27 protein-coding genes and 1 pseudogene are annotated in these 25,830 nt (G+C 39.5%); 11 read left to right on the forward strand and 17 right to left on the reverse strand.

Annotation, left to right across the window (positions count from 1 at the left end; translation table 11 throughout):
• Positions 1-145 precede the first annotated feature (145 nt).
• Positions 146-784, forward strand: coding sequence for a YitT family protein (locus NDN11_RS00355; RefSeq protein WP_167248443.1), 639 nt, complete (start codon positions 146-148; stop codon positions 782-784).
• Between the two features lie 78 nt (positions 785-862).
• Here the strand turns inward: NDN11_RS00355 and glmS are convergent, their stop codons facing one another.
• The 8 genes from glmS to NDN11_RS00395 all read right to left on the reverse strand — a co-directional run bounded on the left by glmS (position 863) and on the right by NDN11_RS00395 (position 9,165).
• A complete protein-coding gene (gene glmS / locus NDN11_RS00360; RefSeq protein ID WP_167248444.1) occupies positions 863-2,701 on the reverse strand; it encodes a glutamine--fructose-6-phosphate transaminase (isomerizing) in 1,839 nt (612 codons plus the stop codon).
• 12 nt (positions 2,702-2,713) lie between these two features.
• Positions 2,714-4,078: a bifunctional UDP-N-acetylglucosamine diphosphorylase/glucosamine-1-phosphate N-acetyltransferase GlmU gene (gene glmU, locus NDN11_RS00365; protein ID WP_251110451.1), complete on the reverse strand. Its 1,365-nt coding sequence runs from the start codon at positions 4,076-4,078 to the stop codon at positions 2,714-2,716.
• A gap of 26 nt (positions 4,079-4,104) precedes the next feature.
• Positions 4,105-4,620 carry a phosphatidylglycerophosphatase A family protein gene (locus tag NDN11_RS00370; protein WP_167248446.1) on the reverse strand — a complete coding sequence of 172 codons (516 nt, stop codon included), beginning with the start codon at positions 4,618-4,620 and terminating at the stop codon, positions 4,105-4,107.
• Positions 4,598-5,515, reverse strand: a complete 918-nt coding sequence (gene thiL / locus NDN11_RS00375) for a thiamine-phosphate kinase (RefSeq protein ID WP_251110452.1) — start codon at positions 5,513-5,515, stop codon at positions 4,598-4,600. Before thiL ends, NDN11_RS00370 begins: the two co-directional genes overlap by 23 nt.
• A gap of 15 nt (positions 5,516-5,530) precedes the next feature.
• Positions 5,531-5,980 carry a transcription antitermination factor NusB gene (nusB, locus tag NDN11_RS00380; RefSeq protein ID WP_004803459.1) on the reverse strand — a complete coding sequence of 150 codons (450 nt, stop codon included), beginning with the start codon at positions 5,978-5,980 and terminating at the stop codon, positions 5,531-5,533.
• Between the two features lie 3 nt (positions 5,981-5,983).
• Positions 5,984-6,454 carry a 6,7-dimethyl-8-ribityllumazine synthase gene (ribH, locus tag NDN11_RS00385; protein WP_004803462.1) on the reverse strand — a complete coding sequence of 157 codons (471 nt, stop codon included), beginning with the start codon at positions 6,452-6,454 and terminating at the stop codon, positions 5,984-5,986.
• Positions 6,455-6,465: 11 nt separating this feature from the next.
• Positions 6,466-7,587 carry a bifunctional 3,4-dihydroxy-2-butanone-4-phosphate synthase/GTP cyclohydrolase II gene (gene ribBA / locus NDN11_RS00390; RefSeq protein ID WP_167248448.1) on the reverse strand — a complete coding sequence of 374 codons (1,122 nt, stop codon included), beginning with the start codon at positions 7,585-7,587 and terminating at the stop codon, positions 6,466-6,468.
• 282 nt (positions 7,588-7,869) lie between these two features.
• On the reverse strand, positions 7,870-9,165 hold the full coding sequence (locus tag NDN11_RS00395; RefSeq protein WP_251110453.1) for a hypothetical protein: 1,296 nt from the start codon (positions 9,163-9,165) through the stop codon (positions 7,870-7,872).
• A 61-nt stretch (positions 9,166-9,226) separates the two neighbouring features.
• Between NDN11_RS00395 and serB the strand changes: the two genes are divergently transcribed.
• From serB to NDN11_RS00410, 3 genes are all read left to right on the forward strand, one after another.
• Positions 9,227-10,447: a phosphoserine phosphatase SerB gene (gene serB, locus NDN11_RS00400; RefSeq protein ID WP_251110454.1), complete on the forward strand. Its 1,221-nt coding sequence runs from the start codon at positions 9,227-9,229 to the stop codon at positions 10,445-10,447.
• A 407-nt stretch (positions 10,448-10,854) separates the two neighbouring features.
• Complete coding sequence (aciT, locus tag NDN11_RS00405) at positions 10,855-11,190, forward strand: ciprofloxacin tolerance protein AciT (protein ID WP_167248451.1); 336 nt, start codon at positions 10,855-10,857, stop codon at positions 11,188-11,190.
• A gap of 148 nt (positions 11,191-11,338) precedes the next feature.
• Positions 11,339-11,818: an SCP-2 sterol transfer family protein gene (locus tag NDN11_RS00410; RefSeq protein ID WP_167248452.1), complete on the forward strand. Its 480-nt coding sequence runs from the start codon at positions 11,339-11,341 to the stop codon at positions 11,816-11,818.
• A 47-nt stretch (positions 11,819-11,865) separates the two neighbouring features.
• Here the strand turns inward: NDN11_RS00410 and dtd are convergent, their stop codons facing one another.
• Positions 11,866-12,306 (reverse strand): D-aminoacyl-tRNA deacylase, encoded by a 441-nt coding sequence (gene dtd, locus NDN11_RS00415; RefSeq protein WP_251110455.1) that lies wholly within the window; start codon positions 12,304-12,306, stop codon positions 11,866-11,868.
• Positions 12,307-12,501: 195 nt separating this feature from the next.
• Between dtd and NDN11_RS00420 the strand changes: the two genes are divergently transcribed.
• From NDN11_RS00420 to pncB, 3 genes are all read left to right on the forward strand, one after another.
• Positions 12,502-14,025 carry a catalase gene (locus NDN11_RS00420; protein ID WP_251110456.1) on the forward strand — a complete coding sequence of 508 codons (1,524 nt, stop codon included), beginning with the start codon at positions 12,502-12,504 and terminating at the stop codon, positions 14,023-14,025.
• A gap of 160 nt (positions 14,026-14,185) precedes the next feature.
• On the forward strand, positions 14,186-14,641 hold the full coding sequence (locus NDN11_RS00425; protein ID WP_502801362.1) for an ankyrin repeat domain-containing protein: 456 nt from the start codon (positions 14,186-14,188) through the stop codon (positions 14,639-14,641).
• A gap of 143 nt (positions 14,642-14,784) precedes the next feature.
• The gene (pncB, locus tag NDN11_RS00430) at positions 14,785-16,002 is read left to right on the forward strand and encodes a nicotinate phosphoribosyltransferase (RefSeq protein WP_251110457.1); all 1,218 of its coding nucleotides are present in this window, start codon (positions 14,785-14,787) and stop codon (positions 16,000-16,002) included.
• A gap of 61 nt (positions 16,003-16,063) precedes the next feature.
• Here pncB and NDN11_RS00435 read toward each other — a convergent pair whose 3' ends face one another.
• Positions 16,064-16,225: a hypothetical protein gene (locus NDN11_RS00435; RefSeq protein WP_167248457.1), complete on the reverse strand. Its 162-nt coding sequence runs from the start codon at positions 16,223-16,225 to the stop codon at positions 16,064-16,066.
• Between the two features lie 151 nt (positions 16,226-16,376).
• On the opposite strand from NDN11_RS00435, the gene NDN11_RS00440 reads away from it, so the two are divergent.
• Positions 16,377-17,225 carry a sulfurtransferase gene (locus tag NDN11_RS00440; RefSeq protein ID WP_251110458.1) on the forward strand — a complete coding sequence of 283 codons (849 nt, stop codon included), beginning with the start codon at positions 16,377-16,379 and terminating at the stop codon, positions 17,223-17,225.
• A complete protein-coding gene (asd, locus tag NDN11_RS00445) occupies positions 17,222-18,073 on the forward strand; it encodes an archaetidylserine decarboxylase (RefSeq protein ID WP_251110459.1) in 852 nt (283 codons plus the stop codon). Before NDN11_RS00440 ends, asd begins: the two co-directional genes overlap by 4 nt.
• A gap of 92 nt (positions 18,074-18,165) precedes the next feature.
• On the opposite strand, the gene NDN11_RS00450 is transcribed toward asd, so the two are convergent.
• Together NDN11_RS00450 and NDN11_RS00455 are read right to left on the reverse strand one after the other, a co-directional pair.
• Positions 18,166-18,855: a hypothetical protein gene (locus tag NDN11_RS00450; RefSeq protein WP_251110460.1), complete on the reverse strand. Its 690-nt coding sequence runs from the start codon at positions 18,853-18,855 to the stop codon at positions 18,166-18,168.
• A gap of 569 nt (positions 18,856-19,424) precedes the next feature.
• Positions 19,425-20,216 carry an MspI family type II restriction endonuclease gene (locus NDN11_RS00455; protein WP_251110461.1) on the reverse strand — a complete coding sequence of 264 codons (792 nt, stop codon included), beginning with the start codon at positions 20,214-20,216 and terminating at the stop codon, positions 19,425-19,427.
• A gap of 111 nt (positions 20,217-20,327) precedes the next feature.
• Between NDN11_RS00455 and NDN11_RS00460 the strand changes: the two genes are divergently transcribed.
• Positions 20,328-21,590 carry a DNA cytosine methyltransferase gene (locus NDN11_RS00460; RefSeq protein ID WP_251110462.1) on the forward strand — a complete coding sequence of 421 codons (1,263 nt, stop codon included), beginning with the start codon at positions 20,328-20,330 and terminating at the stop codon, positions 21,588-21,590.
• Positions 21,591-21,681: 91 nt separating this feature from the next.
• Here the strand turns inward: NDN11_RS00460 and NDN11_RS00465 are convergent.
• The 4 genes and pseudogenes from NDN11_RS00465 to NDN11_RS00480 form a co-directional block, all read right to left on the reverse strand.
• Positions 21,682-21,809 (reverse strand): annotated as a pseudogene (locus NDN11_RS00465) (transcriptional regulator); the annotation flags it as partial.
• A 121-nt stretch (positions 21,810-21,930) separates the two neighbouring features.
• A complete protein-coding gene (locus NDN11_RS00470) occupies positions 21,931-22,290 on the reverse strand; it encodes a tetratricopeptide repeat protein (protein WP_251110463.1) in 360 nt (119 codons plus the stop codon).
• Between the two features lie 173 nt (positions 22,291-22,463).
• Entirely contained in the window at positions 22,464-22,991 is a 528-nt protein-coding gene (locus NDN11_RS00475) for a hypothetical protein (protein ID WP_251110464.1), read from the reverse strand.
• 501 nt (positions 22,992-23,492) lie between these two features.
• Positions 23,493-24,389 carry a LysR family transcriptional regulator gene (locus NDN11_RS00480; protein ID WP_251110465.1) on the reverse strand — a complete coding sequence of 299 codons (897 nt, stop codon included), beginning with the start codon at positions 24,387-24,389 and terminating at the stop codon, positions 23,493-23,495.
• Between the two features lie 96 nt (positions 24,390-24,485).
• Between NDN11_RS00480 and NDN11_RS18180 the strand changes: the two genes are divergently transcribed.
• A complete protein-coding gene (locus NDN11_RS18180; RefSeq protein ID WP_266095275.1) occupies positions 24,486-24,611 on the forward strand; it encodes a hypothetical protein in 126 nt (41 codons plus the stop codon).
• Between the two features lie 263 nt (positions 24,612-24,874).
• Here NDN11_RS18180 and NDN11_RS00485 read toward each other — a convergent pair whose 3' ends face one another.
• Positions 24,875-25,768, reverse strand: coding sequence for a LysR family transcriptional regulator (locus NDN11_RS00485; protein ID WP_167248463.1), 894 nt, complete (start codon positions 25,766-25,768; stop codon positions 24,875-24,877).
• Positions 25,769-25,830 lie beyond the last annotated feature (62 nt).

The raw sequence follows: 25,830 nt of genomic DNA on the forward strand, positions 1-25,830 counted from the left end.
AATGAAGTATTTTGAATATAAATTGCATTTATGGCGAAAATATAAGAATAAATTGCGAAATTTAAATAAAAATGATCAAATATGCCATGTCTTTCTTTGAAAGATCTCTCTCCCTTTAGCTGTTCTCCTATTGAGTTGTACCGTTATGAATACCGAGCAAAATGTATCTCTGGTAAGTCCAGTCATGCCTGTGATTGAACAGCACTCTAAAATTGAAGATGCGTTGGCGATGTTGATCGGAACATTCATTCTTTCTTTTGCTATGACTTTACTACAGCAAGCAGGAATTATGACAGGTGGGACGGCAGGTCTATCTTTGTTAATTCATTACATTACTGACCTGAAGTTTGGTGTCTTATTTTTCTTAATTAATATCCCATTCTATTATTTTGCCTACAAAAAGATGGGCATCGCACTGGTGGTGAAAACCTTTATTGCTGTTGCATTACTGGCTGGATTTACTGAAATTATTCCACAATTTTTCCATCTTTCTGATGTCAATCCGATTTACGCCACGATTTTTGCCAATGTATTGATGGGTGTAAGTTTTTTGATTCTATTTAGACATCGTTCGAGCTTAGGTGGGATCAATTTATTGGCTTTGTATTTACAGGAACGTTTTAAAATCCCGGCTGGAAAAGTGCAAATGGGTATTGATGTGGTGATTTTATTAACGTCGTTGTTGTTTGTGGACTGGAAACTGATTTTGGTCTCAATTTTCGGCGTGATTATTTTGAATTCAATCATTTTGTTGAATCATAAAACCACACGTTATGTGGCTTAAACTTAAAATTTTTATTCTCATTAACTAAAAAATATAAAGAAAACTCGAGGGAGGGCGAACCCTCCTTCGAGCTAAGAATTATTCTACTGTCACACTCTTCGCAAGGTTACGTGGTTGATCGACATCTGTACCACGTAACACTGCGACGTGGTAAGACAAGAGTTGTACAGGTACGCTGTAAACAATTGGTGCTAACCATTCATTTACTGCTGGAATATGTACAACATGTTGGCGATCTTTACCATGGATACCACTGTTTTCATCTGCGAATACAAATAACTCACCGCCACGGGCTTGTACTTCTTCCATATTCGATTTGAGTTTATCCAGCATTTCATCATGTGGTGCTAAGATGACGACAGGCATTTCATTGTCAACTAATGCCAATGGCCCGTGCTTTAATTCACCTGCGGCATAACCTTCGGCATGAATATATGAAATTTCTTTCAGTTTCAATGCGCCTTCTAGCGCGATCGGGAAATGTGTACCACGACCTAAGAATAAGCAGTGATTTTTCTCAACAAACAATGCCGATAAACGCAGGATTTCAGTATTGCCTTGTAAAGTATCTAAAATAACTTTAGGGCAATGCCATAAGGCTTCCGTGATCTCAGCAAATTGAGCAGCAGACAAACGCTGTTTGACTTGACCAATTTTTAAGATCAATAGCATCAATGCCGCAAGTTGCGTGGTAAATGCTTTGGTCGAAGCAACACCGATTTCAGGGCCTGCCAATGTCAGTAAATGGTGATCTGTTTCGCGTACCATAGATGAGGTCGCAACGTTACAAATCGTCATGGTGCTGATGTCAATATTGTTGGCTTTGGCACGTTTTTGTGTTTCACGTAACGCTGCTAGTGTATCTGCAGTTTCACCTGATTGTGAAATACAGACATATAGGGTATTTGCTACGATTACTGGATTGCGATAGCGGAATTCACTTGCAATCTCAACTTGGCAAGGTACACCAATCAGTTGTTCAAACCAGTATTTGGCAATCATGCCTGCATGGTAACTGGTACCACAAGCAATGATCTGAATTTGCTGGATTTTGGCAAAATCAGCATTGGCATGGCTGAGGAAATCTTCACGTAAGTTATTGCCATTGAGCGCTTGAGAAATGGTTTGCTGAATTGCTTCAGGTTGCTCATAAATCTCTTTCAGCATGAAGTGCTTGTATTCACCTTTAGATGCATTGCTTACCGTTGCATCTAACTCTTTCATTGGACGTTCTACAAGCTCACCATTTGCAAAAACTTCAATGCTGGTACGGGTTAAGCGAGCGATATCGCCTTCTTCTAAATAGACGAAGCGGTTGGTAACTGGTAATAAAGCCAATTGGTCAGAACTGATAAAGTTCTCGCCTATACCTACACCAATGACCAGCGGTGAACCTTCACGAACTGTGATGAGTTCATCAGGATGTGCAGTGTGTACAATGCCTAGTGCATAAGCACCTTTCAGTCGAGGAGTTATTTTTTGTACTGCTTCCAGCAAGCTATCTGTCTGTTTTAATGCATCGTTAACGAGATGTGCAACAACTTCGGTATCGGTTTGTGAGGTAAACACATAGCCAAGCGCTTGTAATTCATCTTTAAGCTCTTGGTAATTTTCAATGATGCCGTTATGAACCACAGCAACATTACCCGAAACGTGCGGATGCGCATTATTTTCAGTTGGTTTGCCATGTGTTGCCCAACGTGTGTGTGCAATACCCACATTTCCTGTTAAATGCTGTTCTGATACGGCTTCAGCCAAGTTGGCAACTTTACCAACACGACGTTCACGTAAGATTTTTTGATTATTGAGTAATGCTAAACCAGCAGAGTCATAACCGCGATATTCAAGACGTTTAAGTCCTTCAATTAAAATATCAGTTACACAACGTTCAGCAACGCCACCAACAATACCACACATAATTTTATCCTCTTATTTTTTCAACTTTTGGGGACGTTGATAATTTGCTTTCTCAAACTGTTTTGCGCGTTCGACAGCTAAACTATGCTCAGCCACATCTCGGGTGAGGGTTGATCCTGCACCAGTTGTTGCGCCTTGACCAATTCTGATTGGTGCAACCAATGAGTTATTGGTACCAATGAATACATTGTCTTCAATGACAGTGCGGTGTTTGTTTGCACCATCGTAATTACAAGTAATCGTTCCTGCACCGATATTACAGCTTGCACCAATATCTGCATCACCTAAGTAGGTGAAATGATTGGCTTTGGAGCCTAGTCCGATATTTGAGTTTTTCACTTCAACGAAGTTGCCGATATGTACGTCATTAGCAAGATTGGCGCCTGGACGTAAACGTGCGAAAGGCCCAATTTGGGTATTTTCACCAACGATGGCATTTTCAAAAATGCTATAGGCTTGAACTTTTGTACCAGCAGCAATACGGGTATTTTTCAGAATACAGCCTGCACCGAGTTGTACATTATCACCCAGTTCACAGTCACCTTCGATGATGACGTTGGCATCAATTTGTACGTCTTGTCCACATTTTAAACTGCCACGTAAATCAAAACGATTTGGGTCAATAAGGTGAACACCTTGTAGCATCAATTCTTTGGCTTGCTGCTGTTGGAACTGACGCTCCAACGTAGCAAGTTGTAAGCGGTTATTCACACCTTCAACCTCGAACGCAAGCTCTGGTTCAACTGAGGCAACTTCTAAGCCATCTGCGATTGCCATCGCGACAATATCGGTGAGGTAATATTCACCTTGCGCATTTTCATTGGAAAGTTGAGGCAACCATTCGTGAAGTTTTGCATTGTTTACACAATAAATGCCTGTATTAAATTCTTTAATTTGGCGTTGTTCTTCGTTGGCATCTTTATGTTCAACAATGGCCTGGATTTTGCCATCTTGACGAACAATACGACCATAACCTGTTGCATCATCTACAGTGAGCGTCACTAAGCCAATGCCTGTTTGCGTTGATGCATCCAATAATTTTTGTAGCGTATCTGCCTGAATACAGGGTACATCGCCTGATAGAATCAGTGAAACACCTTCTTGAGGTAGAACAGGCAAAGTCATTTGCACGGCATGACCTGTTCCGAGTTGTTCTGCTTGTTCAACCCATTCGATTTGTTCAGCAGCAAAGTTTTGTTTAACCAGTTCACCGCCATGCCCATAAATGGTAATAATATTTTGGGCATGGAGTTTTTTTGCCGTTTGAATCACATGTCCAAGCAGTGGACGACCTGCAAGTGGTTGTAATACTTTTGGTAGTTGTGAACGCATTCGCGTTCCTTTCCCTGCTGCAAGAATAATAACAGTTGTTGACATAACTAACTCTAATTCAATGGCTTAAGTCAAAATATAAAATGAAGAATAAAAATACAGAGTGCTGCCCAAATTCCGGCAATAATGTCATCCAGCATAATTCCAAAGCCGCCAGACACTTTTTGGTCGGCCCAACTAATTGGAAAAGGTTTCCAGACATCAAATATACGGAATAATACGAATCCAACAATGACCCATAGCCAATTCATTTGCTGTAAATACAGCAAAGGTAAAAGGGTGATCGATTGACCTGCGAACTCATCCCAAACAATACGCCCATCATCATGAACATTGATGACTTTTGCGGTATGCCCACAGATATAAATGCCAATTAAGGACATCAATATGATCGCAATGAGACTTGCTGGCAAACCCAGATATAACCACAGTGGTACAAATAACAATGCAAAGGCAGAACCAAAAGTTCCAGGCGCTTTAGGTGCTAAACCAGAGCCAAAACCGACTCCGCAGAATACGATGAAGCGGTCAAACCAAGTCATTTGGTTAAAGTGAATGGGAGGCTTATGCAAAGTGTTGGTATCCATGAACATGTAATGGGTGTGCTTGACCCATATACTCAAATAACAATCCAGTTTGTTGGGTAATTTCACCGATTATTGTAAGCGGAACATCTAATTGTTGTCGCGACAGTTTTTTGAAGTTTTGCGGTGATATTGTAAAGCATAATTCGTAATCATCACCGCCTGCAAGTGCATAATGACAAGCTTGTTGCAATTCAAGTTGTTTGAGTGATAGATCTAGCGGAAGCTGCTCAAGCTGTAATTTTGCACCGACATTGGATGCTTTTAAAATATGACCTAAGTCTTGAGCCAATCCATCTGAGATATCAATCATACTTGATGCCAACCCTTTGAGCTGCTGACCCAAATGACAACGTGGGGTTGGATAATCTAAGCGTTGTTGTAGTGCGTGTCCGAGATGCTGTAATCCAAACGCAGCATCGCCAATTTGCCCACTGACACAAATATAGTCGCCGATTTGAGCGCCTGCGCGAGTAATGGCCTGACCATGTTCAATCCAACCTAAGGCGGTCACACTAATCGTGAGTTGAGCACTTTGGGTGGTATCACCGCCAATCAGGCTGACACCAAACTGATCGCAGCAATCGAACAAGCCCTGACTAAAGCCAGCCAGCCAGTCATGATCAACAGTCGGGAGACTAAGTGCGAGTAAAATACTATGGGGTTTTGCTCCCATTGCCGCCAAGTCTGATAAATTGACAGCGACACTTTTCCAGCCGATGGCGTGAGCAGCAGTATCTAAGGGGAAATGACGACCAGCAACCAGTGTATCTGCACAGATCACCAGTTGTTGTGAAGGAGGGGGGGTAACGATGGCTGAGTCATCCCCGATACCTAAACTGACATCAGATTTTGATGCACGTTTAAAGTAACGTTCAATAATGGAAAACTCAGCCATACAACATCAAGCCTATTATTTTGCTTGTTGTTTTTCAGCTTCACGAAGCTTTGATGAAAGACGGTCTAATACACCATTGATATATTTATGACTATCTGCACCACCAAAGTGTTTAGCTAGCTCAATTGCTTCATCAAGTACAACACGGTATGGAACTTCGAGATGATCTCGTAATTCATAAGCACCAAGTCGTAGAGTAGCAAGCTCGACACCATCCAATGCACTTAACTCACGGTCAAGTACAGGAATGAGCAACTCATCTAAAGCTTCATGTTGAGCAATCACTTGAGTGAGTAATTCATGGTAATAGTTAAGGTCAACTTTATGCATGGCATTTTCTACACGCGTGCGTGCTTCAATTTCATGTACTGGGTTCTGACTCATTTGCCATTCATAAATCCCTTGTACAGCAAAACGACGTGCTTTGCGTTTCGCTGCATAAGCGGCCTGAAGTGTTTGCGACATGCTTTAAATTGCCTTTAATAAGTTAACCATTTCGATTGCAGTCAATGCAGCTTCGCTACCTTTATTTCCTGCTTTCGTACCAGAACGTTCGATTGCTTGTTCAATGCTGTCTGTAGTCAATACACCATTGATTACTGGCATTGTGCTTTCAAGAGCAACCACGCCTAAGCCTTTTGCACATTCACCTGCAACAAAGTCAAAGTGAGGTGTGCTGCCACGAATCACTGCACCTAATGCAATGATGGCATCAAATTTATTTGAAGCTGCTAATTTTTTCGCAACAATCGGCAGTTCCCATGCACCTGGTGCATGAATAACGGTAATCGCTTCTTCTGCAACGCCATGACGTTTTAGAGTGTCGATTGCGCCTTCAAGTAAATGTTCAACAACGAAGCTGTTGAAACGACCGACTAAGATCGCATAACGACCTTCGCTTGCGAGATGTAATAAACCTTCAATTCGGCGAATTGCCATAGCAACCTCGATTATTTTGCTGTGATTTGATCGGCAGTGATGTATTCCACTACCTCTAAATTAAAACCGGATAAAGCATTGAAACGAAGTGGAGAACTCAACAACTTCATTTTCTCAACGCCTAAATCACGTAAAATCTGTGCACCGACACCAATGGTTTGGTATTGATGAGACAATGCAGCATTGGATTTGAGTGGTTTTGGCTGGTTTAAGTTGTTCAGTGCAGGACCAAGGTCTTCTAGATGATCCTGACCAATCCACACCAATACACCACGATCACTTGCAGCAATGGTTTTCATTGCGAGATCTAAATTCCAGGCAGATGAACCATCAGCTTTATGTAATTTTAATAAGTCACGAATCGGGCTGAAGCCATGTACACGGACAGTGGTCACGCCTTGTTTCGGATCACCTTTGACTAAGGCAACGTGAATATCTGGGTTGCCGATTTCACGGTACTTATATAGTTCAAATGCACCGTATTCGGTTTCAATGCTTTCTTGAGACAAACGTTCAACGGTTTGTTCATTGGTCATGCGGTAATGAATGAGATCTGCAATGGTTCCGATTTTTAAACCGTGTTTTTCTGCAAATACTTCTAAATCAGGACGACGCGCCATTGTACCGTCATCATTGATAATTTCACAAATCACTGAGGCAGGTTCTAAACCAGCTAAACGGGTGAGGTCACAGCCTGCTTCGGTATGACCAGCACGATGTAGCACACCACCTGGCTGCGCCATTAATGGAAAGATATGACCTGGTTGAACGATATCGCTCGGTTTTGCGTGTGCTGCCACCGCAGTACGAATAGTGTGCGCACGTTCAGCTGCAGAAATACCTGTACTGATGCCTTCTGCTGCTTCGATTGAAAGCGTGAAGTTGGTTGCATGTTGCGCACCGTTTTGATCAACCATTAACGGGAGGTTGAGTTGTTTACAACGATCACGACTGAGTGTTAAGCAAACCAAACCACGTGCATGGGTAATCATGAAGTTAATATCTTCAGGGCGAACATGCGTTGCGGCGATGACTAAGTCACCTTCATTTTCACGATCTTCATCATCCATAAGGATGACCATTTTGCCTGCACGAATATCTGCGACAAGTTCTTCAATACGACTCAGCGGCATTCGCTTTCACCTTTGATGCTGCCTTTTTAGGCACTAGTATTCGATAAATCTGGCATAGTTTACCGCATTTTAAAAAATTTCGCCTGTGCTTCTTTACCAATAAAAAGTCAGACTAAACAAATTATCTGGCAACACTTTATCCTGCCCAAATTTGCCACTTTACAAGACGGTGTGATGCGATTGTAAGGTTTATATGTATGGGCTAAACAAAAAAACACAAGGCTTTGTATGAGACAAAGCCTTGTGTTTGCGATGACTTATTTACCGTAAGTGGAGGGTAACTTATTCAAGCTCTGTCGAGGTCTTGACTTTTTTACCCATTAAAATTTCGGTACGCAGCGTTTGAGCAAGTGTTGCACACTCTTCATTCATACCATTAATCATAAAGGCATGGCGTGTCATGATATTGCTTGGATTTGGCATTGCCACCAATTCATAGTTGTTTTGAATCGTTTTGAGCTGTTCGTGATTTAAATGCAAAGCCGCTTCTTTAGCGTGTAAATGTTGTGCCAAACGTTTCGCAGCTTCAAGCGCATCTAACTGCATGGCATCAACAGCACTTGCAACCGCACCGCGTGTTTGTAGTGCAAAACGTTTATCTTCACGGTAACGCTTGTAAAGCACGTCTGCCAATAATTGGAAAACAGCCCCAACCATCATCAAACATTCAAGTGCATGGGGTTGTTCTGAGCTGGTTGCTAAAGTTGCACCATCGGCATTAAATTCTTGCGCGACGCGAATCTGTGAAGCATCGATTTGATAATGTTTAGCACAGAGATCAATACTTTTATCCAAAAATAATTGGCATAGTTTGAAATACGGAACGGAAACAGACTGATTGACACTGCTCAGTAATTGTTTCGGATCATAAAATTGGATGTTCAGAGCTAAAGCTTGATCATTGATTTGGGATGATTCAACTAGGTTCTTTTCAACACGTGGCTTATCTTGTGTTTTTGCTTGTTGCTGTGCTTGAGCAACCAAAGTCACGGTATTTTGTTTTTCCAAAGCCAATGCTTGGGTTAAACGCTGAATCTCATGCTTGAGATGATTTTCTTGATTGATGCGTGCCAAGTATTCGCTACGGGTTGGACGCGCAATAGCACGATAAGCCAACCAAATTAACCCATGAATAAATAAAGAAACTAAAATAGCCAACCATTGAGTTCGCAAAATCTCACCGATACTCGGTTGGATTAAGGTAATTTCAACGGTACCGACTTTCTTTTCATTTTGTAATGCATCACGAACAAATACTTCGCCTTGGCGGGTTTTAGCCATACCACTGGTTGCAAGCACTTGTTTATTGGCATCTAAAATTCGAATGGATGCAACACTTGGATTGGTTGCATAACGATTCGCAACCAATGCCAGTGAAACTGTATTAGCAGGTTCTAACTCTGAAAGACTATCTGCCACTAACTGACTGGTCATCAGCTGTCCTTGGCTGGCGCGATTTTCATTGAGTTGATGTGTCGTTGCAATCACCAATAAAAAGGTATGCAATGCAAAACTTACGATCAGTAGGCTAGCAAATAGCCCTTGGCGAGGCGCATTCAAGTTAAACTTCCAAGGCAAATAGATTCATGGGTTATGTTATGATTCTTACAATAGTTGTCGCTCAACCACGAGTCAATTCATGCGAGAAATCATTCTTATATCCTTTCTAGGACCAGATCAACCGAATCAGTTTACTCGATTAATGCAGGTACTATCCGTACATTCTTTGCAAATACTCGATGTCGGTCAGGCAGTTATCCATAATCAACTGACCCTTGGGATCGTTGTTGCATCGGATAATGAGACTGCAACGGCATTAGCAATGAAAGAGATTCTGATTTTAGCACATGATATTGGCTTAACTGTGCGATTTAAACCAATCTCCAACGCAGAATATGATCAATGGGTGAGTGAAGGTGGCCGAACACGTTATATCGTCACTGCGCTTGCACCTGAACTCACCGCTGCACATTTGCAAGCGGTCACAAAAATTGTGTCGAGTCAGGGCTTTAACATTGAAACGATCACCCGTTTATCTGGCCGTTTAGAACTTGGGACAGAAAGTCATTTTCCACGTCGTGCTTGTGTCCAGTTTGGTCTCAGTGGGCAGATGTTGGATGCACAGGCCATGCGCGCTGCATGTTTAAGTTTATCTGGTGAGTTAAATATTGATGTTGCGGTACAAGAAGATAATGCTTATCGCCGTAATCGTCGTTTAGTTTGCTTTGATATGGACTCTACCCTGATTGAACAAGAAGTCATTGATGAACTGGCATTAGAAGCAGGCGTTGGCGCTCAAGTTGCTGAAATTACTGAGCGTGCCATGTTGGGTGAACTTGATTTTCAACAAAGTTTTCGTGCCCGAGTTGCTTTATTAAAAGGTTTGGATGCTTCAGTATTACCGAAAATTGCGGAACGTTTGACTGTGACCGAAGGAGCAGAGCGTTTGATCTCTACCTTGAAAGCCTTAGGTTATAAGACGGCAATTTTATCAGGTGGTTTCCAGTACTTTGCTGAGTACTTACAAGCAAAACTTGGGATTGATGAAGTACATGCCAATATTCTTGATGTAGAAGATGGTTTTGTGACAGGCGAAGTCAAAGGCGCAATTGTGGATGGTGCCCGTAAAGCTGAACTGTTACGTCAATTGGCGGAAAAAATGGGAATTTCGCTAGAGCAAGCAATGGCAGTGGGGGATGGTGCCAATGATTTGCCGATGCTTTCAATCGCTGGTTTAGGTGTTGCATTCCGTGCAAAACCTTTAGTTCGTCAAAATGCCAATCAGGCCATATCGAGTGTTGGTTTGGATGGTGTATTGTACTTGTTGGGTATGCATGATAAAGATTTAAATCGAGCTTAACCTCCCCAATAATATGCTTCAAAATAAGGCCGCTATCTCAGCGGCCTTATGCATTTTTAGTGCGTCACTTATTCGTCATAATTATGTCTAAATGTATAGAAAAACAACGATAAAAAAATTCCGAAAAAAGTTTTTTTGCAGCCAAAAACACACATAGTTTTTTGTAATGACACGCGGCAATTGATGCTATATGGAGATTCAGGACTTTTCTCTGTTTTAAAAATGTAATGACAAAAGCATATTGCGACAGCTTGTGTCGTAAGGTTAATTTCAGGCTCTTTTTTTCTAAAAAAAACGCTCCATAATGCATAAAGACGTTAATGCAACACGAAGTACTGTTAGAGATTACAGAACAATATAGAGGTCTGAACACACTACAGACCACCCTTTTAAAGACGGAGGTTTCTATGGAAGCAGCGAATTTCACCATGTTGGTTGGATTTGGCTTAATCGCTGTCGCAGTTATTGCTGTTTTCTTTTCTCCTTATCGTCGTTGGTTAGGTTTTATGTTGGCGGGTATGCTGTGCTGGGGACTGTTAGAAGTGGTACGCTTTGGTGCGCAAACCATATTCGAGATGTCCGTCGCCTATAGTTATTTGACCGCGTTGAGCCTTGCGATGATAACGGTTACATTTATTCTTTTACGTGAAGACAAACAAGCACAAAAACAGTTGGCTAATCGTCAGTATATTGAACATACCCCTGTGTATAAGGACGACCAGCAGCAATGTTCTAGCAGATAAATGATAATAATTTTAACAACATCAAAGGCATGCTCAGCATGCCTTTTTTGCACTAATTTTTTGCAACAAAGCTTTTACAGACAGCTCTACAACTGTGCTAGGATACGGTTGTCTTAATTTTCATCATAATACTGTAGGCATAATTGTCATGAAGCTTTCTTCTTTACCTGTGGTTAAGTTACCTATCGTTGATGTAAGCACTGATCCACTGGATTTATTAGTGGCAGGTTTGGCGTTACGTATGAAGCAATTGGCACGTACGAGCCCAAAGTTTATTGAATTGGTACATGACCGTGAATTTCGTATTCAGATTGGTACAGATTTAGGTTTGGCGCGTCAGATTCTTGTGAATCATGGCAAGATTGATACGGTTGCAGGTAGCCCAGAAAAAGCAGATTTTATTTTACAATTTGCATCGAGTGAGCAAGGTGTAAAAACGTTGCTAAAAGGCGACCCAACAGCATTCATGACAGGTATGCAAGATGGCAGCATCAAAATGGAAGGTGACTTCAGTCTATTGGTTTGGTTTAACCAAGCAGCTAAATTGATTCCACCAAAAGTACCAAAACCTGTAAAAGAAAAAATCCGTCAAGCACGTGCCTTTATTAAAGAAAAAACTGGCAAATAAGCTGATATAAAAAACTCCCCAATTGGGGAGTTTTTTATTGCCTAGCATTATTCAATTTCTAAATTGAAGGTGACGGGCCCATCATTGATTAAATGAACTTTCATATCTGCTGCAAAAATACCTGTTTGCACATGCTCGAATTGTTGTTGTGCATATTCAACCAATTGCTCATACAGGACTTTGGCTTCTGCAGGCGGCATGGCTGGTCCAAAGTCAGGACGTAAGCCTTTTTGGGTTTGTGCCATCAAGGTAAATTGTGAAACCAATAGAATTCCACCATTAGCTTGGCTGACATTCCAGCCCATTTTGCCTTGCTCATCATCAAAAATACGATACTTCAAAATCTTATCAATCAGGTTTTTGCCTTTTTCTAAAGTGTCTGCTTTGCCTAGACCTAAAAATACCAATAAGCCGTGTTGAATTTCGCCAGTGGTTTGCCCTTCAACCACAACTTTGGCTTCGAGGACACGTTGAATTAATGCGCGCATAAAAATGAAGATCGGTATTGAATCAGCGCAACAGTCTAACAGATTTGGTTGTTCTACACCGACCCCAGCAAGATGCTTGGCTGGTCTCAATCTTATTTTTCGATTTATTTTATTAAAATTATCTTTTTTATCTATTGTTGAAATCTTTGTATAGTCCCAGTGCAGGAAAGGTATTTTGATTTTGGATTTAATAGCATGTTTAAGCGAACTTTTTTATTTACAATTATTGCAGCAACGCTCGGCACCGCGTATGCAGCACCTTTAACAAAAGACAACGGTGCACCTGTAGGTGACAATCAAAATTCTATGACAGCAGGCGCGAATGGCGCAACGCTACTCCAAGATGTACAGCTGATTCAAAAATTACAACGTTTTGGCCGTGAACGTATTCCTGAGCGTGTAGTACATGCACGTGGTACAGGTGTATACGGTGATTTCGTCGCAACAAAAGATTTGTCTGATTTAACTGTCGCGTCCATGTTTAAAGCAGGTACTACAACCCCTGTTTTTGTTCGCTTTTCAACGGTGATTCATCCTAAAGGTTCTCCAGAAACCGCACGTGATCCACATGGTTTCGCAGTGAAATTCTATACCCAACAAGGTAACTGGGATTTGGTCGGCAATAACCTACCTGTGTTCTTTATTCGTGATGCAATCAAGTTTCCAGATTTTGTTCATGCGATGAAGCCTGATCCAGTGACTAATGTCCAAGATCCGAACCGTATTTTTGATTTCTTAAAAAGCCAGCCTTGGTCAATCAATATGTTGACCTATGTCTATTCCAATTTAGGTACACCAGAAAGCTACCGCACGCTAGATGGTTTTGGCGTGCATGCCTTTAAACTCTATAACGACAAAGGCGAATATAAGTACGTTAAGTTCAACTGGCGTTCTAAACAAGGTGTGAAAGGGCTGAATCTGGATCAGGTGCGTGAAGTTCAAGGTCGTGACTGGAATCATTTGACCAATGATATGTACAAAAATGTCTATGCTGGAAACTATCCAAAATGGGATTTGTATATTCAGGTGCTTGATCCAAAAGATTTGGGCAAATTTGATTTCAATCCATTAGATGCAACCAAAATCTGGCCAAATGATCTGGTCCCTGAAGTGAAAGTAGGGACGTTGACGCTGAATCGTATGCCGAAAAACTTCTTCCAGGAGACAGAACAATCGGCATTTGCTCCAGGTAACTTAATTCCTGGGATTGAGCCATCGGAAGACCGTTTACTGCAAGGACGTATCTTCTCTTATTCGGATACACAGTTATACCGTTTAGGTGCGAACCATCAGCAGATTCCAGTGAATCGTCCTCGGGTTACGGTGAATAACAACAACCAAGAAGGTTTTATGAACATGGGGCAGACTGAATCCCATGTGAATTATGAGCCAAGTACGGTTGAGCCTAAACCATCTACTGAGATTGCCAGAGCTGTACAAACGCCTTTGCAAGGTACGGTATTGCAGCAGGCAATTCAGAAACAGCAGCCCTTTAAACAAGCGGGTGAGTTATACCGTAGTTATTCAGTCGTTGAAAAAAATGACTTGATTCGTAACCTTGCTGCGGATTTAGGTGCAGTAAAAGATATCGAAACCAAGACCATTATGCTGTCTTACTTCTACAAGGCCGATGCCGATTATGGAGCGCGTCTTGCCAAAGCGCTAAATGTAAATCTAAAAAATGTACAGACCAAAGCGTCGCAGCTAAAAGACGAATAAACGTTTTCAAGATGTGGTAACAGGTGCCTGAATGTTACCCCCAGAAAGTCCTGTAACCTCAATAGCCTTTCCTGCACCTAGGGCGAGTGTTACAGGCATTCCTTTTTAGACTATTAATTGGGTGTGAATAATGGTTCATTTTCGGTCTTTATGATTTGCGATCAGCTTAGTTTGTGGCAGTTTCTCGATTTCTGGCTATGTAGGCACGCCATCTGTCACAGTCAAAGGATCAGAGGAAGTGGTTGAGCTATTTTTCTCTGCAGCCAAAGTCGGCAATATCGAGGTCTTGCAAGAGTTTTTAAAGCATGGTTTCCCAGTTGATATTCAAGATCATTCTGGTTATAGCGCATTGATGATGGCGAGTTATTATGGACAGAAAGATGCAGTAAAAACATTGTTGCAATACAATGCTAATCGTTGCCTACGAGACAAACGTGGACATACGGCTTTAATGGGGGCGATTGTCAAAGCTGAATGGAGCATTGCCAAACAATTGCGTCAGGTCGATTGTGATGCGAATGCAGAGAAAACAGGACAGCTCACTGCTGAACAATTCGCGATTCAATTTGGACAACAGCAACGTTTAAAGCAGATTCAACCTTCAGTATCGAACTAAGTTTGCTTTTCGCTTTAAATATTTGAATTTAAAAATACTTTGTTGGGTATGGTTTTTGAAAAAATATCCATCGTCGTAGACAGTCTCATTTTCGGATAAAAGTATGCTTTAATGCTTGAAATAGAATAGATCCTAAGTCAGTCATGTCTACACCAATTATTCAATCTTTACTGGATACCGACTTATATAAATTCACCATGTTACAGGTGGTGTTACATCAGTTTCCGCAAACACATAGTGTTTATTTATTTCGTTGCCGCAATTTAGAAGATACGGTTTATCCCCTAGTTGATATTTTGGATGATTTGAATCAGCAGCTAGATCTACTCTGTGAACTGCGTTTTGCAGAAGATGAATTGCAATATCTGCGTTCATTGCGTTTTATTAAAAGTGATTTTGTTGATTATCTCGAATTATTCCAACTGAAACGTCGCTTTATTCAAGCCAGTATTGATGATACGGGGCGTTTAGATATTCGTATTGAAGGCCCTATGGTTCAGGCGATGATGTTTGAGATTTTTGTCTTGGCCATCGTAAATGAACTGTATTTCCGACGTATTCGGAGTGATGACGTGCTGGCGGAAGGTGAACGACGCTTACAACAGAAATTGCTGCAATTACAGCACTATGCCCAAGAACAACAAGATAAAGAACCACCATTTTTAGTGTCTGATTTTGGTACGCGTCGTCGTTATAGTTTTGAATGGCAAAAACATGTGGTGCAAGCTTTTCAGACCGCAGCACCCAAAGTATTCCGAGGCACCAGCAATGTACTGTTGGCAAAGCAATTGGGGATTAGCCCGATTGGTACCATGGCGCATGAATTTTTACAGGCTTTTCAGGCACTTGATGTGCGGTTACGTAATTTTCAAAAAGCAGCTTTGGAAGCATGGGTACAAGAGTATCGTGGTGATCTAGGCATTGCCTTGACTGATGTGGTAGGAATGGATGCTTTCCTGCGTGACTTTGATTTGTATTTTGCCAAGTTGTTTGATGGTTTACGTCACGACAGTGGTGATCCGTATGAGTGGGGTGATAAGGCTTATGCGCATTATCGGAAACTCAAGATTGATACCAAAACCAAGATGCTAACCTTTAGCGATGGCCTGAATTTAGAGAAAGCATGGTTATTGCATCAGTATTTTAAAGACCGTTTCCAAGTAAGTTTTGGGATTGGCACCAATTTGACCAATGATATGGGGCAGAAACCATTGAATATTGTGTTGAAATTGGTGGAGTGTAATCGTCAGTCAGTAGCGAAGATTTCGGATAGCCCAGGTAAGACCATGACGGATAATGATACGTTCTTGGCGTATTTACGTCAGGTGTTTGAGATTGAAGAGAACGAAGTTAGCGTTTAAGCAAACAAGTTTAGAGGATGGTGATGGCGGTATCTTACTGGGCATTTTTTAAATATTAAGTTCAACCTTCGGTTCGACCTACTTTTCTTTCGGGAAAAGTAGGCAAAACCATTGTCATCCACAAAACCTGTTCATTTCCTTCTTCTATTTTATATTTCGCAGAAACAATACCTTGTAGATATTTCGCAGGTTGTGGATGACGTTTTCGAGTATCTAATTTCATGTGATAGCTTATATTAAATCTCAAAAGCATTATGGATATTCGTCAGACGGTATATCTACTTTTCTGCTAAATCAATGCAAAAAATCAGACAAAGATAAAAAGTCGGCTATGTTAATATCATCCCCAATGCGGATGATAAAACAGCATAACCATGACTGACGTAGATTTTAAACTGGGTTTACTGATTGAGCCTGAACAACTGGTGTCTTATTTGGGCAGCGAGTTGATTCGTATTGTCGATTTAAGCCGAGCTTCGGTGTATGAGCAACTGCATATTCCTCATGCCATACATTTACAACCTAAATACTTGGTTGCACAACAAGAACAGGCCAACGGGGTGTTGCCAGATTTAGCAGGCTTACAAGCCTTAATCGAAAAATTAAATATTTCACCTCAGCATCATGTCGTAGTCTATGACGATGAAGGTGGGGCTTGGGCAGGGCGTTTGATCTGGAATTTACATTGCCTTGGTTTTAACCGTACCAGTTTGATTAATGGTGGTATTCATGGCTGGTTGGGAGCTGGTTTGCCGACTACTGCTGAAGTCGATCCCGTAAAATCCGTTGCTGATCTGTTTCAGATCGATTTAGACACGGTACAGCAGCATCGAATCGAATATCACGAATTGTTACAACAGGTTGAACAAGATAATATTCAGCTCTGGGATTGCCGTACCAACGAGGAATATACAGGCTTACGCCTCGCTGCGCGACGCGGTGGTCACATCCCAAATGCACTGCATTTTGAATGGAGTACTGCCCTAAACCGTGAAAATCATCTAAAATTACACCCGCTTGAACGCACACAACAACGTTTAGAACAATTAGGCTTTAATTTACAACAACCTGTGGTGGTGTACTGTCAGTCTCATCACCGTTCTGGCTTGGCGTATATTTTGGCAAGATTGCTCAACTGGCAAGTTAGGGCCTACGATGGTGCGTGGAGTGAATGGGGCAATCGCCTCGATAGTCCTATTATTTCAGGGGAGTCACCATCTTGAGTTTTGCAGCAGATTTAAAAAAACAATTATTTATCAAAGCACAGAATCTGGTGCCGCAACATCAACTCAGCCGTGTTGTGGGTAAGGTAGCCGCAAGTGAAAATCTTTTGGTAAAAACTGCTGTTATTCAAGCGTTCAAAGCAAAATACGGAATTGATATGAGCATTGCTGAACAAAGCAATGCGCAACAGTATAAATCTTTCAATGAATTTTTTACCCGTGCGTTAAAAGATGGTGTCCGTGGTATCGATGAGCAAGCGGATAGTATTGTTTGTCCAGCGGATGGTGCGATTTCGCAACTGGGTAAAATCGAAGCAGGTGATATTTTCCAAGCCAAAGGTCAAAGTTTTTCAGTTGAGAAATTAATTGGCGATCCGCAATTGGCTAAACCTTTCCAAGATGGTCAATTTGCAACCGTTTATTTATCACCGAAAGATTATCATCGCGTCCATATGCCTTTGGCGGGGACATTAACCGAAACCTTATATATTCCGGGTGAGTTGTTCTCAGTCAATCAAACCACGGCTGAAAACGTACCGGGCTTGTTTGCACGTAATGAGCGTATGGTGTGCTTATTTGATACCGAGCTGGGGCGTATGGCGGTGGTTTTGGTTGGTGCCATGATTGTGGCTGGTATTGAAACGGTTGCAACGGGCAAAGTAAAACCTTCTGGCAAAGTTGAATTGCAGCATCACCAAATGCAATTGGATAAAGGTGCAGAGTTAGGTCGTTTCTACCTAGGCTCAACTGCTGTGGTTTTATTTGAAAAAGATAAAATGGTCTGGGAAGAGCAGTTTAAAGCCAATTCGACAGTGGTGATGGGTGAGCGCTTAGGTCATTCGGTTTAATTGATAAAATTATAAAAAACCCTTTAAATTTTAAAGGGTTTTTTATAATTTCGCATAAGCTGTATTATGTTAATTTTAGATTCTCTAATTATTTAACCTAGTTTACTCTTGCTGGGACTAGGCATCTCCAAACCATCTTTTAAATGTTTAATAAACTTATTGATACAAGGATAAGAAGAGGAGCCACACGCTTGTCTAAAGTTTTCCAGTAAAAAATGATTATCTTGTGTTGAAACTAAATACTTAAATTGTTCTGTTATCATCTGTTGATCACAAACATGATGAGACCATGCAGATAATACTGTTTCTAAGTTATTTAAATAACTAATTATTTCCCATCTTAGTAATCCTGAAAATTCCTGTTTTAGAGTAAAAAATTGCTGATTGTCTATTTCAATTCCTTCGTGTCCTTGTTTTTCAATATTTGGAAAAATCGTTAAAAAATTGTTTTTATACTTTATGTCAATATTCATGATAGCTTCTTGATTTAATAGCTGTTTGGATTGCTCAAACGTGAAATTTTCAACTAACTTTCTAGCAAGTGTTGAAGACCTCTCTAGTGTTTCATCCCAAAACATTAATAAATCTATAGCTTTCTCCTTCCTTGCTCTCTCATGTTCTTGTTTAAATACCTTTCTACTTAGACAAAACTGACAAATAATTATGCCTGAGAGAATTAGGTTCAAAATAACCACCACCACCATTACCCAATCTGTAACTTTTGGCTCTGCGATTTGTTGTAATGTCGAAATAAGTTGCTGAGAAATAGGAATATCTTTCATAATTAGAAGTACAGAAAAAATTAGTCATACTCTAAAAGAAAATAGTAAAAAATATAAGTATATTCAGCATTTATTAATTCAATTTCCACCTATTTAACATAATAGGCGTTATGCGAAACCGTACTTAAAAAGTTATTTTAAATCAATTTATTACAAATTTTACATAACCCCCAAAAACACCCAAAAGCCGACTTAGAAACAAGTCGGCTGCTTTTTAAGCAAATTTGTCACTTTTAGCCAATAAAATTGGTCAAAAAGCACTCAAAAATTCAAATTTTCCTGATTTCTTAAGGCTTCAATGACCTACTTTTATCCCCATTTCCTGCGGACAAATATCGGGATAATTTGAGGATATGTCCATGTACGTTCTGGCGTACAACAATTCAGGAAAATTGCCAATAGGCACATTTAGCTCAATTTCCTATTATGGATTCATCGAGAACAGGATGTTCCATATAACAACAATAAGATCAGCGACAGGACGCGAGGGATGACAGGAGTTGACCCTAGTACCAAATACGAAAAACCCCGACAGGATGTCGGGGGTTTTTTATTGTCATTCTCAAATATTAACCTTTAAACTGCATTTTTTGAGCTCCACTGCCACTAGCATAAGTCCAATTCAAACCAGTTCCAAATCCTGGTTTTCTAACTTTAGATCCCTCAGCAATCCGATCACTTATATAATCATCAATATTTGTTATTGTTACATCTACATACTCACGATCAATCACTTTAAATCGAATCAATAAGTCTGGATGTAAAATATTTCCTTCGCTTTTTTCAGCACTTAACGTAACACACCAACGAATAAACTGCTCTCTGTATGGTTCCAATAGTTCTGTTAAACGCTGCTTTTGAACATTAGTAAATAACTTAGCACTTTGATCATTTTGATGTTTACGCATTAATTCTTTCAACTCACCATCAGGAATACCAACACCGCGACATATTGTTTCCACATCATATTCTGCAATAGATACTTTAGGTTTACTTGAATGTTTAATATTCAATGGTACTAATCTTTTTGTGCCATCATATAAGTGAATAGTGATACAAGCATCTGTCTTTGGTAATCCACCAGCAATGGTTCGCCCCAGACTACTATCACTACTACTTACATCTGAAATATCTTCAAGATAAATATTTAAGGCTTCTAAAATCCTATTAACTATCGTAGATTCTTGAGGATATACAATAGGGTCACTATAGAAAATCATAGTTTTGAAATCACTAAAAATTTCTAATATGTATCGTTCATATAGTTTACCTAGCCTATCAGAAGTCCTTCCATGCTGTTCTAACGGTAGATTATCTATTCCAAATTCTTCATATAGTTCTGCTAGTAGTTCAGTTCTCATACTCTTACCTAAACCAATGTTTTATATAATTTTGATCTAGTTAAGATAATCATTAATTGACTTATATTGGCGCTGTACGGATAATATGAAAAAATATATCCATCGACCGTAATGAAACCTAAGACACTTAAAGCACTCCGTAACCGTTTACAAATGACACAAAAGCAAATGGCCGATTTGCTAAATGTTTGTTCCAAAACATGGCAAGCTTGGGAAAATGGTACTAATCCTATGCATATTGCTTTTGCTAAATTATTAGAACAAAAAGTGAAAAATGAATTATCTTTACCTAATGCTAAAACTACAGATAAGCTTCTAAAAAATAAGATAATCTTTTCTGAATACAATCAGACTCAAATTACAAAAAGTGCTGAAGATTTAGCAATTATTACGCACAGAGATGTATTTAAAGGTGTTCTTTCTGAAGGATTCACCTTCATTGACCTATTTGCTGGAATAGGTGGAATTCGACAATCATTTGAAAATCATGGAGGAAAATGTATCTTTTCCTCTGAAATTGATCCTTTTGCTAAATTTACCTACTACACAAACTTTGGTGAAGTTCCTTTTGGAGATATTACTAAAATTTCAGTGGATTCTATTCCTAAGCACGATATTTTATGTGCGGGATTCCCATGTCAACCTTTTAGTCATATCGGTAAAAGAGAGGGGTTTGAACATCCAACTCAAGGGACTATGTTTTATGAAATTGTGCGTATCATAAAAGATAAAAAAACACCTGTCCTTTTTCTAGAAAATGTTCCCGGACTAATTAATCATGATGATGGGAATACATTACAGATAATTATTGAAACCCTCCAAACTATGGGATACAAAGTACAACATACTGTTCTTGATGCAAGTCATTTTGGTGTTCCCCAAAAGCGTAAAAGATTTTATTTGGTAGCCTTCTTAGATCAAAAAATTCAATTTGAATTTCCTAAACCTCCAATGATTTCTAAAGATATTGGTGAGGTTTTGGAACAAGATATAACTGGATATAGTATTTCTGAGCATCTCCAAAAAACATACTTATTTAAAGTAGATGACGGAAGACCAACATTAGTTGATAAAAACTCAACTGGGGCCATAAAAACGCTAGTTTCGACTTACCATAAGATTCAGCGTTTAACGGGTACCTTTGTAAAAGATGGTGAAACAGGCATCAGACTATTAACTACAAATGAATGTAAAGCAATTATGGGTTTCCCTGAAAATTTTGTTATCCCTGTATCTAGAACCCAAATGTACCGCCAAATGGGAAATTCTGTTGTAGTTCCTGTTGTTACAAAAATTGCGGAACAAATCTCTTTAGCTTTAAAAAATGCCAAACAAAAATCACCGATAGAAAATTTTGAGTTAGAACTAAGTTAACAATAAAAGTCCCTAAATAAGGGGCTTATTTAACATACAATCTCTTATACGAACTCAAAAATGGAAGCTTATAGCTTCCATTTTTTGTCTATTAGACATTGAATCCTATGTGTTTTCCCGTTGGAAGCTCTACATCAATACGAAGTTTTCCGCCCATTGCTTCACATACTTTTTCATCGTTGAAATTTTCAGATCATTTCTACGATTTTCGATAAATTCCCTTAATGGTTTACCAATAGTCAAAACAATATTTATTCAAGTGCTACTAAGACAGATATTTATACTGTAAAAAACCTGATAAAAACTAAAAAGCCTATCTTAAAAATTGGCTTTATTTTTATTAGATTCTATCAATAAAGTTTTTTGCCTGAGTATTGCCTTGATCGGAAGACTTTTTTAACCACTCAAGAGCCTTATTATGATCTTTTGGTACACCTACACCATAATAATAAAGTATACCTAATCTATATTGTGCTATAGCATTGCCTTGCTCAGCCGACTTTCTATACCATGACCCAGCTTCTAAAAAGTTCTGAGCAACACCATCTCCCATAACGTACATCGAACCAACTTTCAATTGCACCTTAGCATCACCTTTCTGAGCTAAATCCAATGTTTCTTTAAAACTAGCAACATTTTCAGCAAAAGCCGTATTCAAAAACACACATGCAACACCCGCAAGCAACAATTTTTTTATCATTCTGAATCCTGAAAATTTAAATATAAAATAGCAAATTACATTGATAATAATTTTACTTAAAAATGACTGAATTGACAGATTTTAAAGATCATTTTTCATTTCAACTCCGCATAACGCCTATTATGTTAATTTTAGGAAATCTTAAACTTAGACTACAGCTAAAAGGATTAGATTCAGTTCAGAATCTTTCTTCTGACTAGGTCTTTATTTTCATTTGATAAACCTAAGTAGACTTTATAAATCAGATCAACTAAGTCCTTTTCTAAAATACCTTTATCATCTTCTTGCTTAAGAACATTGATCCTAAACAATGAGTTAAGACTTTTACTGTAATCCCAACAATAATCAGATAATTTTACTTTCAACTCTTCATAGCTCTCATCATTCTCATCTAAGGTCTGATACCAATTAGCTAGAACTATCTCAGTTTTTCTCCCATCCAAATAAGAGCGGTTTAATTCAGCATATTGCTTTGCATTCATATTCTGATAACCGATATATTTTGATGGAGCAAATAAATATTTATTTTCCACTTCATCCCAATACGCATACCAAGCTCTGTAATGAGAGATATTTTCTACTAGCAATGTAATTGATTTATCACAATCACCATCTACATAAAGATCCAACTCATGATTAAAATGTTTAATATTTTTAATTACTTCTTCGTTGTTAGTAACTAAACGTGGTTGCTCAGTCATGACTATATTCCCCTTGTTTGTTTAGTTCATTTAGTCCTTGAACTCATTGATTACAATTTAATATAGCACTAATGTTCTGTCAATTGTTTTTCATTCCTCACGTAACATAATGGGCGTTATGAGAAATCAAATTTAAAAATTTAATTTAAATCAAATGCTTAAATTGATTTAACACCCTAAAAAAACAACAAAAAGCCGACTTAGACACAAGTCGGCTTTTTTTGGAGCAGTTTTGATATGTTTTGCCAAGCTCTAACCTTACCTGTACGTTTTTGCTTACACCAATTCAGGGCAATGTCCCATTTTCAGTCAAGGCTGAATTGCCTAATATGAACTCATCAGGAACAGGAAGTTCCAAAACATAAAACAAGAATGATAAGTTTGTGCATCAGGATGTGAGATATGACAGGAGTTGTATCTAGTGAAAGGAATACGAAAAAGCCCGACAGGATGTCGGGCTTTTTTCATTTAAGCTGAAACTCAGTCAGTTGTTTCTCTCATCTATTTGGCACTGTAATAGGCATGAATCGATGCTGCACAACGTTCAACGATTAGATCTTCATCCTTTTTCCAGATGAGTTTCACTTCACTGAGGGTGTTCTCATCCTGAATCGGAATCAGTCTGACATTACTTGGTAAAATCACTTTAAACTCTTCGGGCACAATACACACGCCAAAACCATTGGCGACCAGTTCCAGTTGAGACCTTTTTCGTGAATAGATTCTGGTTCTTTTTGGACTAAAACCATTCACCAAACATAAATTGGCTGCCAAATAACTTAAGCCACCACGGGCTTTATGCGGTACAGAAACAAAATTTAATGGCTCCAATTCACGGATCGATATACTTTCTTTTTCACTTAATAATGGGTCTGCAATATGGGCAGCAACATATAAAGGGGCAGTGTATAAACTGATCGAATTGACATCATTTAAATTGTGATAAATCGGGGGGCGAATAAAACCCAGATCAATTGTCCCATTCAATAAATATTCGAGCTGTAATTCAGAGGATAGCGTATTCATTTCGATATCAATGTTATAGATATCACAGAGCTGCTCAAAGATTTCCAGCTTATTTTGATCCAACACAATACTACTGGAATGGGCAATTTTAATGATTCGACCTTCACCACGGCTGATGCTTTGGGCACTGACAATGGAACTTTTTAAATGATCGATATTGGTTTTTAGACTTTTATACAGGGCTTCCCCAGCAGGTGTGAGTCTAATTTTCTTTTCAGATCGATCAAAAATTTCAAAACCGATTTCTTCTTCTAAATTTTTAATTTGTCTGCTTAGGGCGGATTGAGCAATAAACAGCTTCTCCGAAGCGGCAATAAACCCCCCAGTTTCAACAATCGTGATTAGATAATTAAATTGTTTTAATGTCCACATATCTCAAAATTAGATCAGTGCTTGTTTTTTCTATATTAGATTAGATGAAAGAAATCTTATACCTTTTTTATAGATCCTTGATTCAGGTGGCTGAACATGACAATGAGAAATAAGATTTTGACCTTGATTGCTGCTGTCGTGATTTGTTTACTGGCGCAAAGCTACGATCACTATATGGGGGTGATGACAACAGAGCAGACTATTGATTTATTGGGAGATTGATAGATTCATCCTACTCAGTTTCATATGATTACTGACTTTTTAAGGGTGAGAAAGCTCAGCGATGTACGCTTTTTCTTACACCGATCAGCGGTAATATCCCATTTTCAGCCAAGGCTGAATTGCCTAATATGAACTCATCAGGAACAGGAAGTTCCAGAACATAAAACAAGAATGATAAGTTTGCGCATCAGGACGTGAGATATGACAGGAGTTGTATCTAGTGAAAGGAATACGAAAAAGCCCGACTTGGATGTCGGGCTTTTTTATTTAATATTGATTTGTTTTTCCCATAGCTCAATCAAGAGCTGCATGGATTTGCTCAGTGGTTTATAAGCTGGCCAAATCGCATGAATCGGCATATCCAGTCCATTGGTGGTATCCAGAAAGGCTAAGCGCACCAGACTGTGTTTGGCAAAATGTGTTTGCACTACAGAAAGGGGGAAATTACCCCAACCGAGTCCTTGTTCCACCATATCAATCGCCATGGATAAATTATCGCTGTACCAATATGAATCGGAGACCAATACCCGACTATCAGGTAATGGATAATGCTTGCTTGCAACAATAATCTGTCTGAGTTCAGATAACATAGTGAGTTCATTTTTATTATGCGCTTTGAGCTGTTGCGCATCTTTAGGTGAAACGGCAGCAACAAATTGTTCCATGCCCAGCAAGCGAAAGCGTTCATTATTATCGAGTTGTGATGAGCTATAGGCGATATAGAGATCGATCTCGTTCTGGTGTAGCCGTGTTTTGAGCTCTTGTTGTGGTGCGCTGACTATTTCAATATTTAACAATGGAAAACGTTGAATCAGTTGCTCAATACTTGCTAATAAAAATTTTTGATTCACATCTGCGGCAATGCCAATGCAGAGGCTGGTCTCCAATCCTGTTGAAAGCTCGGTTAGATGCAGGTCGAGTTGACGTAATTTGGTCACAATCAATCGGGCATGCGGTTCAATTGAAAGGGCGACTTCGGTAGGGGCGAGATGATTTTTGCTACGCTCAAACAGTTTTAAGTTTAGCTCTGCTTCAAGATTGGCAATCGCCATGCTGACTGCTGAAGGGACCCGATTTAAGGCGCGCGCTGCCGCAGAAAAATTACCTCGATCAATAATTTCAAGAATCAGTTCAAGCTGTTCACGACTGAGCTTCATAGTCATTCTCTTGTCAGTAAATCTGATGACGATTGACTTTTTTTATCAAATTTAAGGCGTAA

The sequence above is a fragment of the Acinetobacter sp. C26M genome, from assembly GCF_023702675.1.
In the GTDB taxonomy this organism is placed as follows: Bacteria; Pseudomonadota; Gammaproteobacteria; order Pseudomonadales; family Moraxellaceae; genus Acinetobacter.